The organism is Microcoleus sp. LAD1_D5 (assembly GCF_036702115.1).
Taxonomy (GTDB): Bacteria; Cyanobacteriota; Cyanobacteriia; order Cyanobacteriales; family Microcoleaceae; genus Microcoleus.
Genome location: NZ_JAUBSA010000001.1, coordinates 104,797 through 117,568 on the forward strand (window position 1 = coordinate 104,797; position 12,772 = coordinate 117,568).

Consider the following 12,772-nt stretch of genomic DNA (forward strand, 5'->3'; position numbering starts at 1 on the left):
AAATATTATTGCCAATAAAACAACTCTATGGTAAACTAGAAGATTGTGAATATTAATCAAAAGTAAAGTAACAAGCCGGGAGAAATCAAAATGACACAGCAAACCCTGCACGGAACCAGCCGCAAAAGAAAAAGAACATCCGGTTTTCGCGCCAGAATGCGTACCGCAACCGGTCGATTGGTAATCAAAGCTCGCCGCAGCAAAGGTCGCCACCGCCTCGCAGTCTAGCACTGCATCAAGGTTGAGAGGCCTCCACGATCGCCCTACGCCATGTTGCCCGATACAAACCGACTTAAGCACCGAAAAGACTTCAGCGCCGTATACCGCAAGGGAATGCGCCGTAACTCGGCCCATTTCAGCTTAAGAGCTCTGCGTAAACCCAAAAGCGTCGAATTAAGCAAACCGACAGCCGAAAAATCCTTGCAGCCGACTCGCACAGGCATTTCCATCAGCCTGAAAGTCAGCAAACGCGCTGTAGTCCGCAACCGGATTAAGCGTCAGATTCGGGCAGCTTTGCGCCACCTATTGCCCCGATTAAAATTCGGGTGGGATTTAGTAATTGTCGTGCGTCCGATCGCACAAGAGTGCAATTATGCAGAAATTCTGCAAGAATTAGAGCAGTTGTTGGTAGAAGCCGAGGTACTAGATGGGAATTAGAGAGGAAGTATATTATGAAGGCGGCCCCGCGCCGGGAGACTTGATCCTCAATTTACTCCTGGGGCTGACTGTAGTGGGAATCCCCCTCGCAGTAGGAGGAATTGTCCGGGCTCTGTGGCTGCGGTATCGGATCACCAGCCGCCGAGTGTCGGTAACTAGCGGTTGGATGGGGGGCGATCAGACAGACGTTATCTACTCAGATATAGTCAAAATCGTCACAGTACCTCGCGGTTTCGGGACTTACGGAGACATGGTGCTCACCATGAAAAATGGCAGCCGCTTGGAACTCAGGGCTATGCCGAAATTTCGAGCAATGTATGATTACATTAACGAAAAACTGCCCGCCGCCGCTCAAAAAGCAAACGCAGCCGAAGCTAAATAACCGAACCGCTTCGCCCTCAAATCAGGGTAAAGTCAGTGCGAGTATTGGCAAACTCATTACAACAAACCCGCAGACCGGGCGGTCGATGGACGGGCAATGTCCTAAGATAGAGACAAAACCCTAAAAATTGAGGCGGCTCGCCTTCAGCGGGTAAAAATAGTTCTCAACAGCAAACATAGAGCACCTAAATTAACTCAAAGCGAATGGATTTCGGTATCTCGTTTCTCTCCAACAACCTCATGCTCCCGATCCTAGATTTTTTCTACGGGATCGTGCCAAGCTACGGTTTAGCGATCGTAGCTCTGACGCTTGTGATTCGCTTTGCTCTTTATCCTCTCAACGCAGGCTCTCTTCGCAATATGCGGCGCATGAAAGTAGCGCAGCCGTTGATGAAAGAGCGAGTAGATCAAATTCAAAAACTCTATAAAGAAAATCCTGCAAAACAGCAGGAGGAAATGAGCAAGGTATACAAAGAATTTGGTAATCCTCTAGCAGGATGCTTCCCGTTGGTGCTGCAAATGCCAGTGCTGTTTGCACTGTTCGCAACCCTCAGGGGTTCGCCGTTTTCTGACATAAATTACAGCGTCAACGTTCAAGTTTTGCCCCAAGAACAAATCGAAACTGTTCAACCGCAAGCTTTTGCTACACCGCCCCAAAATATTTACGTCACAGGTACTTTTCATGCTCCTGTTGTGGGCGTAATTTCAGGCGGCGACAAACTCGCAGTCGGCGACACAACCAAGATTAATTTTCAAACCCCAGAAGGCAAACCTCTCAAAGTTTTAGCGGCAGAAAATAAGAGCGAAATCGACTTTGAACCCGGCTGGAAAGTCATCAAAGGCGAAGATCTGATCAAGGTAGATGAACAGGGAAACATTACGGCCTTAGCGCCCGGTGAAGCCACAGTTCAAGGCACAATCCCCGGATTGGCTAGTAACAAAGGATTCCTGTTTATTGAAGCTCTAGGCCGCGTTGGCGCGATCGACTCAGACGGTACAATCCACTGGGATATTTTGGTAATGATCCTGGGCTTCGGCATCAGTTTGTATATCAACCAAACTCTTTCGGGACAAGCACAAGGGCCAAACGATAATCCCCAACAGGCTACCGTCAACAAACTGACTCCAGTCATATTTTCAGGGATGTTTTTGTTCTTCCCGCTGCCCGCCGGCGTGTTGATGTATATGCTGATTGCTAACATCTTCCAGACAGTTCAGTCGTTCATTTTGTCCAGAGAACCGCTGCCCGAAAATCTCCAAAAAATAGTAGACGAAGCAGAGGCGAAAACCAAAAAAGAACAGGGATTAGATGCACTTCCCTTTGAGCCCAAGCGTTCTAAGAAAAAGGCTTGATTTTAACAACAATGAAAGACTCTCAAATGCAGCGCGGACAGCAATGGTTAGAAGAATTGTTACAACTGTCCGCCCTTCCGTCAAAAGTGGTATGCGAACAACAAAAAGATTGCTATTGGATGACAATAGATGAAAGCAATCTGACTCAAGAACAAGTTGCAATCTTAGTCGGGCCAAACGGTAATGTAATAGATGCCATTCAGTACCTCTGCAACACGGTTCAGAATATAGGTCAGGAAGTAGAGGAGTCAATTCCTTATACAGTTGAACTAAATGGCTATCGCATCCGCCGCCAAGAGGAATTGCGATCGATGGCAGAGTACGCAGCGGATCAAGCGCGCTCGACGGGAGTTGAATTTGAACTCAAATCGTTGTCTTCGGCAGAACGCCGTCAAGTCCACAGCTTTTTGAGCGAATGTGAGGACATAGAAACTTACAGTCAAGGACAAGAACCCGATCGGCGTTTGGTGGTGCGGCTGCGCTGACGCTAAAGAAGGAAGAAGGAAGAAGGAAGAAGTTAAAAATTAACTATTCCTTTTGACCTTTGAATTCAAGAATTAGGAAGGCGAAAGATTATGGAGACAATTTATATCCCTCATCTACTCACAAAAACAGAGCGGAAAGAGGTCATTGATTTTGAAGAATTTATCCCCGATTTAGAAACTCTTACTCCGGTGCGAGGGCGACTGCAAGTGGCTCACCAAGGGAATTATCTTGAGGTGAAGGCAAAAGCTGAAACAATTGTTACTCTCACCTGCCACAGATGCTTGAAACAATACAATCATCGTTTGGCACTCAACTCATCAGAACTAATCTGGCTCGAAGAAACAGCAAATCAAACAGATTCCAGTTCAGCAGAAATAGAAGTTGCTTTAGAAGATTTGGTGGAAAATTTGTCCCCAGGGGGCTATTTCTCTCCGAGCGATTGGGTGTACGAGCAAATGTGTTTGGAACTGCCGCACAAACAGATATGCGATACTGAATGTCCGGGAATTTCTTTAACTGATGATGAAACAAATACAGAAAGCTCCGAAACAGTCTCAGACAGTCGCTGGGCCTCTCTGGAAGCACTTAAACGGCAATTGCCTTAGTCAGTTGGCAGTTGGCAGTTGGCAGTTGGCAGTTGGAATTAGCTAATAACAAATAAGAAATAACAAATAAGAAATAACCACTGACAACTAACAACTAACCACTGACAACTGACTAATGACTATTTTTAGCGACGAGTTTGAATTACTGCTGCGATCGCGCTACCCCCTAATTTACATTCCGACACGGGAAGAAGAGCGCGTAGAAGCGGCGATCGCCCAATGCGCCAAAAAACAGGGTTCTCGCGCTGTCTACATCTGGGATTTTGTTGATGGCTACCAAGGCAATCCCAACGATGCCGGTTTTGGCAAGCGCAATCCCCTGCAAGCTTTGGAATTTCTCGAAAAATTACCCGCCACCGCGCCGGCAATTTTTATTCTGCGCGACTTTCAGCGCTTTTTAGAAGATGTCTCGATTTCCCGCAAGCTGCGGAATTTGGCGAGACTTCTCAAATCGGTGCCCAAAAATATTGTCATCGTATCTCCTCTAATTTCGATCCCGGAAGACCTCAGCGAAGTGATGACTGTTTTGGAATTTCCCCTGCCTGCGGCGGCGGAAATCAAAATTGAGGTAGAAAGGCTGTTAGGGGCTACCGGACAAGCCATTGAAGGGCGTTTGCTGGACGAAATGGTGCGCTCCTGTCAAGGTCTGTCGATCGAACGAATTCGCCGAGTTTTGGCAAAGGCGATCGCCACCAGAGGCGAACTCCATCCCGACGACGCGGAACTCATTTTAGAAGAAAAGCGCCAAACAATTCGTCAAACTCAAATTCTGGATTTTTACCCAGCCCGCGAAAATATCTCCGACATCGGCGGCTTGGACAATCTCAAGGAATGGCTGCTGCGGCGCGGCGGTGCTTTTACCGATCGAGCCCGCCAATACGGTTTGCCGCATCCCAGAGGTTTGTTGTTAGTCGGAATTCAAGGAACCGGAAAATCCTTAACAGCAAAGGCGATCGCCCACCACTGGCATTTGCCTCTACTGCGCTTGGATGTCGGGCGTTTGTTTGCCGGATTAGTCGGAGAATCGGAATCCCGCACCAGGCAAATGATTCAGCTAGCGGAAGCTTTGGCCCCCTGCGTGCTGTGGATTGACGAGATTGACAAAGCTTTTGCCGGATTAGACGGTAAAGGCGATTCCGGGACAACCAGCCGCGTGTTCGGGACTTTTATTACTTGGTTGGCAGAAAAAACTTCTCCGGTGTTTGTAGTCGCAACGGCCAACAACATCCAGTCTTTACCGCCAGAAATGCTTAGAAAAGGCAGGTTTGACGAAATATTTTTTGTGGGTTTGCCCAGTCAGGAGGAACGGCGGGCGATTTTTGAGGTACATTTGTTGCGGTTGCGATCGCACAGCATCAAAAATTACGATTTAGAGCGCTTGGCTTACGAAACTCCCGATTTTTCAGGGGCCGAAATCGAGCAAACTTTGATTGAAGCAATGCACATTGGGTTTAGCCAAAATCGAGACTTTACCACAGATGATATTTTAGAATCAGCTAGTCAGATGGTTCCCTTAGCCAGAACGGCTCAAGAACAAATTCAGTTTCTCCAAGATTGGGCCGCTGCTGGGAAAGCTCGCCTTGCTTCTAGATACGGCAGTTTGAGCCGCCGGATTCAAGGTTAAGCTTTTGAAGTCAGTAGTCAGTAGTTAGTAGCCAGTTGTCAGTTGGCAGTTACCAGATTTTACTCAACATTCAACATTCAGCAGTCAACACTCAACCTTCTTCCTTCTTCCCTCTTCCTTCTTCCCTCTTCCTTCTTCCCTCTTCCTTCTTCCTTCATTTGCGGTTTTATGAACAGTGTATATAGCGTTTTCAAATTTTTAGTGGGTTTTCTGCTCGCGATCGTCCTGATGGCAGGTGCTAGCGTGGCTGCTGCACTTTACTTTGCCGCTAAGCTAACTACTTTGCCCGAAAAACCAGTTTTTTCCAACGACAAAACACCACCTCAGGTTGCGGGCGCTGCGCCGAAGTCAACAGCCCAGGCTAGCCCTGTTTCTACATCTAGCGATGCCCCCTCTCCCAAACCGCTGGAACCGGGAGCTTACCGCGCGATGGTGACTCAGCCGATCGGCTTAATTCTCCGGGATACTGGTAGTCGAGACTCGAATCGCATTGGCGGTGTTGGTTACAAGGAAAGAGTCGTGGTTTTGGAAGAGTCCCCCGACAAAGAGTGGCAGCGAATTCGGATTGAGGATGGCAATCGCGAAGGTTGGGTCAAAGGCGGCAATACTGAAAAAGTTGAGGGCGAATAAAACTTAGACCAAAAATCTACTCCTATCATTGTGAGGGCAGCGAAGCAATCGCAGTGTGTGGATTGTTCACCAAGGTCAATTTTTTTTCTGTCTTTTGCTTGAAAGGGCGGCATACACATTTATCACAAAAAGTCAAGTTAATTTTATTTACGATATTGGGGATTGCAGTGTGAGGCGCACAGACTGCGGGTGCGATCGCCCCTGCAAAATCCTGAATTTAACATAAAAGTCCAGCAGACAAAAGGTTTCAAGAGCTAAAGTTCAACAGAAAAACTCTAAAAAACATAATCTTAACTTATGTTATGAAGGAGACTATGTTAAGAAAATTAGCAAAATTTTAAGGTTAGTTGCAAAACCCAGGCGGTGGTCACCGCGGCAGAGGCAAGAGTGGTAGCTTGGATTACAAGATGTAAGTTTTGAGCTCTTCAGCTACCAACAATAAAAAATATGTACGACAAACGTCCCGATCGAGATTTGGCGACTGCGGCTGTTACTGCAGCTTTGGGAGCTGGGGTCGTTACCTCTTTTGCGGTTAGCAGAGGGCAAAACCCGCTGGTAGCCATCGCAATTACTGTTTTTGCAGCGGGAGTAGCTGTAATTTGCGATCGGTTCGGCTTAATTTAAGCGATCGTCTATTTTTTAAGAGAAAGTCAACTTATCAAAAAATCCCCGCCCTATTTGCAACTTGCAAAAGTGGGGATTTGTAGTGGCTAGTTTTTTGGTTAATCAGCGGTACTTTCCCAGACGCACTCGCCACATGAAGAAGCCGCGTTTCTTAACAAAAAACCTACGATTTCAGGCTCTTTACCCGACAACCAATTAAAGTGATGAGAACCTGCGCGCAAGTCTTGTGGTAATTTCTGCGGCAGCCAGATAAAATATTAGCCAGCACTACCCCATAACTTATTCTGTTTCGGCCTTAAAGGCTAAGATGTGCTTGCAAACTTTTTTGCTGAGTCTCGCGCCTCTAGAAGCAGCGATGCTATCTTGGTTATTACCTGTAATTATTATTGACGGTAAATTTTTTAGAAACACGGGTGCTTGGCGCTTTCCAAGTAGAACTTAGCGTTGATAGAATCCAAGCCAAGCGTGCCAAAAATCATTTTTGGCAGTTTGCTCACACAACCCACCCACAATTTCACACTAAAAAATTATGGAATCTCTTGCTTACCTCGAACTTGCTCTTGTTTGCGAAGCACCCGCAGACTCGAAAATTTTTGATGAGCCCAAGTGGCAAAACCTATCGAGTCAGACATACGTCCGTTTGCTGTCTCTGGCTTTGATGCTGTCGGTTTTGAGTGCAGCCAGTTCGGCTTTTGCTCAAATAGATCCGGGATATCCCAATGTGCGAGCGATTCAAGACAGGTTGCGGGAACTCGGCTATTTTCCCAGATCTTCGACTGGTCAACTCGGCCCGGTTACTCAACAAGCGCTGACTAACTTTCAGCGAGACTATCAACTGTCGCTGACTGGTAGGCCCGATCGAGCTACTGTGATAGCACTCAACAATTTTGCGGGGGACGATCGACCTTTTAATACTATTTATACAAATTATCGGGAGCTGCGTTTTGGAGACGCGGGTGCAGGTGTTTCTGCTCTCCAGCGCAGGTTGAAGCAGCTAGGCTACTTCAGCGCGCATCCCACAGGGAGTTTTCGCGAAGTTACTCAAAATGCGGTTAGATACTTCCAGCGAATTAATCGACTGCGGGTAACTGGAATTGCCGATAGGCAAACTTTAGCTTTGCTGTTTGGTTCCACCCGGCCGGTTCCCCCCGTTACGCTTCCGGGGGATATTTCGGGAAATGGCGGTTGCAAGGGGCTGCGGTTCGGGGACAGAGGGGCGACGGTAGACTTGATCCAGCGGCAATTAAAAGCTTTGGGCTATTTTGAAGGTGGCGTTGACGGCAAGTTCCGCGAACGCACTCTCTACGCTGTGACTCGTTTTCAGCAAGATTACAATCTGGTTTCTGACGGCTGCGCTGACACTGCTACTTTGACTGCTATCGATGCCCAGATGAGGCAAGCTGAAATTACCTCATGGACTGAGGAAGATGACCAACAGAGTAATGCCGGAGATTTTCTGGAGTTGGGCGACAGAGGCCGACAAGTAGAATTTGTGCAGCGGCGGCTGCAAGAATTGGGTTATTACAGGAGCCAGATTCACGGTTGGTTCGATCGACCAACTCAGGCAGCTTTGATCCGCTTTCAGAGGGATAGCGGACTGTTCGGGACTGGAAGAGTCGATCGCAGCACTCGATCGGCTTTGCGGCAAGGCAACAGGCAGGCAGCAGCGCCTGTGCCACAAATCGCCACTGGTCTGCGACGGGGCGATACTGGGCCTGCTGTCCGACAACTTCAGTCTTCGCTCAGAAGTCTGGGCAAAAACCCCGGCCCGGTGAACGGAGTATTTGGAGCCGAGACCGAGTTTGCGGTGCTGTCGTTTCAGCAGGAACGCAATTTGTCACCGGCGACGGGTATTGCCACTCCGGCGACTTTGGCTGCCCTCCAAAATGGATTAGCTGGGCGGGTAGGTGTTCCTGCTGTTCCAATTAGCAGCAGTTTCAACTCTCGATCGAGCATTCAGCAATTACAAAGGCGGCTGCAAGACCTCGGCTTTTACACAGGCCCCATCGGCGGAGTTTTAGATACTCCAACGAGAGACGCCCTCGATCGAGCTCAGCGCAGTTACGGGGTCAGCAGCGACGATTTGTTAAGCCAAACTTTTTAGCCCCAGGCTTGCGGACGCTACATCAAAGAAATCGGGTTTCTGGTTTCCGACTCATTCCTGAAATGATGTATTTTTCTGAAGAAACCCGGTTTCCGCGTAACTGTGATCGCACTTGGGCTACCAATCTTTGTTAAAACTTGTAACAATCCGTACTTGAAATGCGAAAATAGGCTACGTTCACTCGATTGAATCCGGGGCGCTGCTGCCGTGCTGGGCGATCGACCTCGGACAAGACCAATTGCTGGAAACCAAAGACGGCCATCCCATCCGCAAAGCTTCGTGGCACACCGTATGAATGGTTAGCTGGCAGTCTAGCAGGTGCAACCCAGACTTTTCAGCTTGCTTCATGCCAATTTTCAAAATCGAATCGTTGTTAAATTCGATCGTTCTGTTGCACTGAACGCAGACTAGGTGGTGGTGGTGATGCGGGTAAGGCTGGTTTATTTCATAGTGTTTGTGACCTTCTGCTAGTTCGAGTTCGCGGAGGAGGCTCATCCTTGCCATTAACTTTAAAGTTCGGTAAATGGTGGACAAGCTAATGTTTTCTCCGCGATTTTTTAACAAAGTGTACAAATCCTCCGCACTCAGGTGATTGCCTTTGGGGAGGTTCTGAAAAACGTGCAAGATGGTTTCCCGTTGGGGAGTCATCCGCCAGCCTTTGTCATTGAGTTCGGATTTGAATGAAGACGCGGTGTAAAGTGCCATTGTGACCCTCTCAAGAAAGTCTGCCTATTGACAATAATACACAACGATCAAGATATTTTGCAAATATCGCAGCTTATTGAAAAAAGATTGAGGAAAAAATTTGGTTTTTGATATTTTTTTACTTTTAACAAGCTTGATGACTTGCTGCAGAGGACAGAGAAGTTGTTTAGAAGTAAATATTGTTACTTCTGCCGAATGCCTCATGCCTTCTGCACAAGTGCCAAATGCCTTGCTCCCTGATTAATCGCGCTGACTGACCGTCCCAATTTAAGTCAGAGACTCCAGATAGTCGCGGACGCGGTTGCGACGCTTGGGTTGGCGGAGTTTTTGCAAAGCTTTGGCTTCAATTTGGCGGACTCGCTCGCGGGACAAGTCGAGGGCGCGACCGATTTCTGCCAGCGAATAGGGGTGTCCGTCGCCCAAACCAAAGCGCATCAAAATTACATCTCGCTCCCGGCTGGTCAAATCTGCCAGCAGTTGCTGTAAGTCCCGGTGCAGAGCTTCTCGCATCAGCATTTCTTCTGGGGAGATGCTGTCGGTTTCGAGCAAGTCGCCCAACTCTGTATCTTTTTCGTTGCCCACTTTAGTTTCCAAAGAAACAGAACGGGGAACTCGCAGCAAAACTTCTCGGACTTGGGGCGCCGTCATGTCCAACTCGACAGCGATATCTTCGATCGTAGCTGTCCGACCTTTTTCTTGAGAAATTTTGCGCTGGGCTTTTTTGATTTTGTTAAGTTTTTCGGTGATGTGGACGGGGAGGCGAATGGTGCGGCTTTGAGTGGCGATAGCCCGCGTAATTCCCTGCCGAATCCACCAGTAGGCATAGGTGCTAAACCGATAGCCCCGCGTCGGGTCAAACTTTTCTACAGCTCGCTCCAGTCCGAGAGTACCTTCTTGTATTAAGTCGAGCAATTCTAAACCGCGATTTTGATATTTTTTCGCCACCGAAACCACCAGGCGCAGGTTCGCCTTAATCATGTGGTCTTTAGCTTCGACGCCTTCAGCTTGAATTCTTTCGATCGTCTCGACTGTCATCTCTGCTAACTCTGCCCAGTGGCGCTTGCCTTCGGACATAATTCGCTTGAGTTCTGGCACGTCATCGACGCCGGCAGTTAATGCCCAGCGTTCCAGGGAAGGTTTATGTCCCAACTGTGCTGCTAAGCGATCGCGCACTTCAATTAAATGCACGAAGCGCCCAATTAGCCCTTCTTCCTGGGAGGCGACGGTGTTGCGTAATTCCAGCAATTTGATATAGCGCTGAACTTTTTGAGCTTCCGAGACTTCTTCGTCTCTACCCAAGAGACGAACCCGACCTATTTCTTGGAGGTACAGGCGCACTAAATCTGTAGTGCGGCGGCTGGCATTTTTTTGCAATTTGGCTGCTGGGTCTGCATCTTCTGTCTCTGCTGGGTCTTGGTCGAGCAGTTCGTCTCCAGCTTCTTCAGCATCTTCATCCAACACATCACCTTGCAAGGGATTGACTCGCAGTTGTTCGTCGAATTCAGCTTCAGCGTAAAAAGAGGTGGCTGGCATAGTGATTTTCTCAGTGGCTCCGGGTGAAAAGATGCTACGCTTAGCGGTTATTTATAATTAAGATGCCCATTTGGTTAAGACGAAGCATCACCGCTTTGTGTTTCTTTAGTAACTTTTCTGACTTTTCTGCTGTTGTTCGATCGAACTTTTGCTGCCCCACTTGTTTTACCAAGATTCTGGAAAACGCTAAGAACTTTCTGATGTAACAGGTTGAAGGCCCGAAAAGTGTGTTGTACTTCTTTGTTTATGTAGCTAGTATAGATAGTGACTGGCTAGAAACAAGTGACGTTAGTCAGAAGTTAAGTTAATCTTCATCACCAATAACCTGGTTCCCGATCACTTCGGAAAATTAGCCATTTTTTTAATAAAACTTTATATAACTCGGCGCTGTTGATTAAATACGCGGCAGTGAGCGCAGAAGTTTAATCCATTATAGAATATGGGTTTCAGAGTGGCTAGAGTCCCCAGTACCGAGTTATTGGCTGACGCAAAAACCGGGTTTCTTCCTCAAATTTCTGGATTAAAACCTAGAAGTTTGAGGAAGAAACCCGGTTTCTGGATCTTTTTTAGGTAAGTCGCGACATTGAGGCGACGATCGACCGATAATTGTTTTGCTGTTGGCTGCTGCTTCCCGCTTAACCTCACGCCCCAAACACCAGCATCTGAAACCGGGTTTTTTGCCCAGGGCCTGCATATAAAGCGCAACTTTTTCCTCGCTGTTACCCGGTTGATCTGCTTTTAGTGAGAATGGTGCGATCGGGCGCGAGTCAACTCAAATTAAAATTGCTAGCGTGGGTAAAGTTTCATCAGTTCCCTCACCTGTTCGGCGTGATAGGAACTGCGAGTTAAGGGAGAAGCGACAACTTGCAAGAATCCCAAAGATTCGCCAAACTTTCTCCAAGCATCAAACTGTTCTGGAGGCACAAAGTTTTCTACGTTTAAGTGCTTTTGAGTCGGTTGGAGGTACTGTCCAACTGTTAAAATATCGCAGCCGACAGCCCGTAAGTCCTGCATCGCCTCCCGAATTTCGGCGTCTGTTTCTCCCAGTCCCACCATGATGCCGGATTTGGTGTAAACCCCAGGTGCGAGTTCGCGACTTCGCTGCAATAGTTCCAAGGTGCGATCGTACTTTCCTTGCGGTCGCACCTTGCGGTAAAGTCGCTTTACGGTTTCGGTATTGTGGTTGAGTACGTCTGGGCGGGCTGCGAGAATGATTTCTAAAGCTTGCCAGTTGCCGCACAAGTCGGGAATCAAAACTTCTATAGTTGTGTCCGGCATCGCACAGCGCACTGCTTGAATGCACTCGACAAACTGAGACGCGCCCCCATCCGGCAAATCGTCCCGGTTGACAGAGGTAATCACGACGTGGTTGAGTTTGAGCCGCTGCACTGCTTGGGCCAATCTTTGTGGTTCCGTGGGATCTAAAGGTTGGGGCTTTTTCTCAAAATCGATGTCGCAGTAAGGACAGGCGCGGGTACAAGCCGGGCCCATAATCAAAAATGTCGCAGTACCTGCGTTGAAGCATTCGCCGATGTTCGGACACGACGCCTCCTCGCAAACCGTATTCAGGGATAAATCCCGCAAAATTTCTTTGACGTTGCCGACGCGCTCCCACTGGGGGGCTTTAACTCGCAACCACTGGGGCTTAACTGTCACGTCTGTCTCCGCCTGAGTAGTATTTTACAAATAATTATATACGAGGTTGCTGAATTTTCAGTTGAATGTGATAAGCTTAAAATATAGTGACTAATTTCGGGATGTAGCGCAGCTTGGTAGCGCACCTCGTTCGGGACGAGGGGGTCGCAGGTTCAAATCCTGTCATCCCGATTATAAAATTAAATTGGATATTCCCCAGCCAGTGAGTTTGTTTTGGGCGATCGTCCGGGTGTGTATATTTGTGGTACGCATAAATTAGTCTCTGGGGCGATTCCCTACGGGATAGCTGCGCTTCACGGGCGTGTTAATTCCCCTTTGCTAAAAAATCAACTGTACCGACTGTTTTGCCAGAGGGAATTATAGAATAAAACGTAAACAATCAGAGCAGCAGTAGAGAGTAGAGAACAACTCTTT

Annotated in this window: 12 protein-coding genes, 1 tRNA gene and 1 pseudogene; 11 read left to right on the plus strand and 3 right to left on the minus strand. The window is 47.9% G+C overall.

Annotated features, from left to right (window positions below; genetic code table 11):
- Positions 1-90: 90 nt before the first annotated feature.
- The 10 genes from rpmH to QUA70_RS00520 all read left to right on the plus strand — a co-directional run bounded on the left by rpmH (position 91) and on the right by QUA70_RS00520 (position 8,464).
- Positions 91-228, plus strand: a complete 138-nt coding sequence (rpmH, locus tag QUA70_RS00475; protein WP_006632320.1) for a 50S ribosomal protein L34 — start codon at positions 91-93, stop codon at positions 226-228.
- Between the two features lie 42 nt (positions 229-270).
- On the plus strand, positions 271-657 hold the full coding sequence (rnpA, locus tag QUA70_RS00480) for a ribonuclease P protein component (RefSeq protein ID WP_333344633.1): 387 nt from the start codon (positions 271-273) through the stop codon (positions 655-657).
- Positions 647-1,039 (plus strand): PH domain-containing protein, encoded by a 393-nt coding sequence (locus QUA70_RS00485; protein ID WP_333344631.1) that lies wholly within the window; start codon positions 647-649, stop codon positions 1,037-1,039. The genes rnpA and QUA70_RS00485 overlap by 11 nt, the downstream gene beginning before the upstream one ends.
- A gap of 203 nt (positions 1,040-1,242) precedes the next feature.
- Positions 1,243-2,391 (plus strand): membrane protein insertase YidC, encoded by a 1,149-nt coding sequence (gene yidC / locus QUA70_RS00490; RefSeq protein ID WP_333344629.1) that lies wholly within the window; start codon positions 1,243-1,245, stop codon positions 2,389-2,391.
- Between the two features lie 11 nt (positions 2,392-2,402).
- Positions 2,403-2,876 carry a R3H domain-containing nucleic acid-binding protein gene (locus QUA70_RS00495; RefSeq protein WP_333344627.1) on the plus strand — a complete coding sequence of 158 codons (474 nt, stop codon included), beginning with the start codon at positions 2,403-2,405 and terminating at the stop codon, positions 2,874-2,876.
- Positions 2,877-2,966: 90 nt separating this feature from the next.
- On the plus strand, positions 2,967-3,482 hold the full coding sequence (locus tag QUA70_RS00500) for a YceD family protein (protein WP_333325411.1): 516 nt from the start codon (positions 2,967-2,969) through the stop codon (positions 3,480-3,482).
- A gap of 115 nt (positions 3,483-3,597) precedes the next feature.
- Positions 3,598-5,106 carry an AAA family ATPase gene (locus QUA70_RS00505; RefSeq protein ID WP_333344625.1) on the plus strand — a complete coding sequence of 503 codons (1,509 nt, stop codon included), beginning with the start codon at positions 3,598-3,600 and terminating at the stop codon, positions 5,104-5,106.
- Positions 5,107-5,274: 168 nt separating this feature from the next.
- The gene (locus tag QUA70_RS00510) at positions 5,275-5,736 is read left to right on the plus strand and encodes an SH3 domain-containing protein (protein ID WP_333325406.1); all 462 of its coding nucleotides are present in this window, start codon (positions 5,275-5,277) and stop codon (positions 5,734-5,736) included.
- 447 nt (positions 5,737-6,183) lie between these two features.
- Entirely contained in the window at positions 6,184-6,360 is a 177-nt protein-coding gene (locus tag QUA70_RS00515) for a hypothetical protein (protein WP_006632312.1), read from the plus strand.
- 529 nt (positions 6,361-6,889) lie between these two features.
- Positions 6,890-8,464, plus strand: a complete 1,575-nt coding sequence (locus QUA70_RS00520; protein ID WP_333344623.1) for a peptidoglycan-binding protein — start codon at positions 6,890-6,892, stop codon at positions 8,462-8,464.
- Between the two features lie 177 nt (positions 8,465-8,641).
- On the opposite strand, the gene QUA70_RS00525 is transcribed toward QUA70_RS00520, so the two are convergent.
- The 3 genes and pseudogenes from QUA70_RS00525 to lipA all read right to left on the minus strand — a co-directional run.
- Entirely contained in the window at positions 8,642-9,169 is a 528-nt protein-coding gene (locus tag QUA70_RS00525) for a transcriptional repressor (protein ID WP_333325401.1), read from the minus strand.
- 267 nt (positions 9,170-9,436) lie between these two features.
- Positions 9,437-10,702 (minus strand): RNA polymerase sigma factor SigC, encoded by a 1,266-nt coding sequence (gene sigC / locus QUA70_RS00530; RefSeq protein ID WP_333325399.1) that lies wholly within the window; start codon positions 10,700-10,702, stop codon positions 9,437-9,439.
- Between the two features lie 786 nt (positions 10,703-11,488).
- Positions 11,489-12,364, minus strand: a pseudogene (lipA, locus tag QUA70_RS00535) (lipoyl synthase); the annotation flags it as partial.
- 91 nt (positions 12,365-12,455) lie between these two features.
- Here lipA and QUA70_RS00540 point away from each other — a divergent pair.
- Positions 12,456-12,529, plus strand: a tRNA-Pro gene (locus tag QUA70_RS00540).
- Positions 12,530-12,772: the final 243 nt, after the last annotated feature.

Coding starts and splice junctions, on each gene's coding strand:
- rpmH (WP_006632320.1), top strand. CDS start 91: ATGACACAGCAAACCCTGCACGGAACCAGCCGCAAAAGAAAAAGAACA.
- rnpA (WP_333344633.1), top strand. CDS start 271: ATGTTGCCCGATACAAACCGACTTAAGCACCGAAAAGACTTCAGCGCC.
- QUA70_RS00485 (WP_333344631.1), top strand. CDS start 647: ATGGGAATTAGAGAGGAAGTATATTATGAAGGCGGCCCCGCGCCGGGA.
- yidC (WP_333344629.1), top strand. CDS start 1,243: ATGGATTTCGGTATCTCGTTTCTCTCCAACAACCTCATGCTCCCGATC.
- QUA70_RS00495 (WP_333344627.1), top strand. CDS start 2,403: ATGAAAGACTCTCAAATGCAGCGCGGACAGCAATGGTTAGAAGAATTG.
- QUA70_RS00500 (WP_333325411.1), top strand. CDS start 2,967: ATGGAGACAATTTATATCCCTCATCTACTCACAAAAACAGAGCGGAAA.
- QUA70_RS00505 (WP_333344625.1), top strand. CDS start 3,598: ATGACTATTTTTAGCGACGAGTTTGAATTACTGCTGCGATCGCGCTAC.
- QUA70_RS00510 (WP_333325406.1), top strand. CDS start 5,275: ATGAACAGTGTATATAGCGTTTTCAAATTTTTAGTGGGTTTTCTGCTC.
- QUA70_RS00515 (WP_006632312.1), top strand. CDS start 6,184: ATGTACGACAAACGTCCCGATCGAGATTTGGCGACTGCGGCTGTTACT.
- QUA70_RS00520 (WP_333344623.1), top strand. CDS start 6,890: ATGGAATCTCTTGCTTACCTCGAACTTGCTCTTGTTTGCGAAGCACCC.
- QUA70_RS00525 (WP_333325401.1), bottom strand. CDS start 9,169: ATGGCACTTTACACCGCGTCTTCATTCAAATCCGAACTCAATGACAAA.
- sigC (WP_333325399.1), bottom strand. CDS start 10,702: ATGCCAGCCACCTCTTTTTACGCTGAAGCTGAATTCGACGAACAACTG.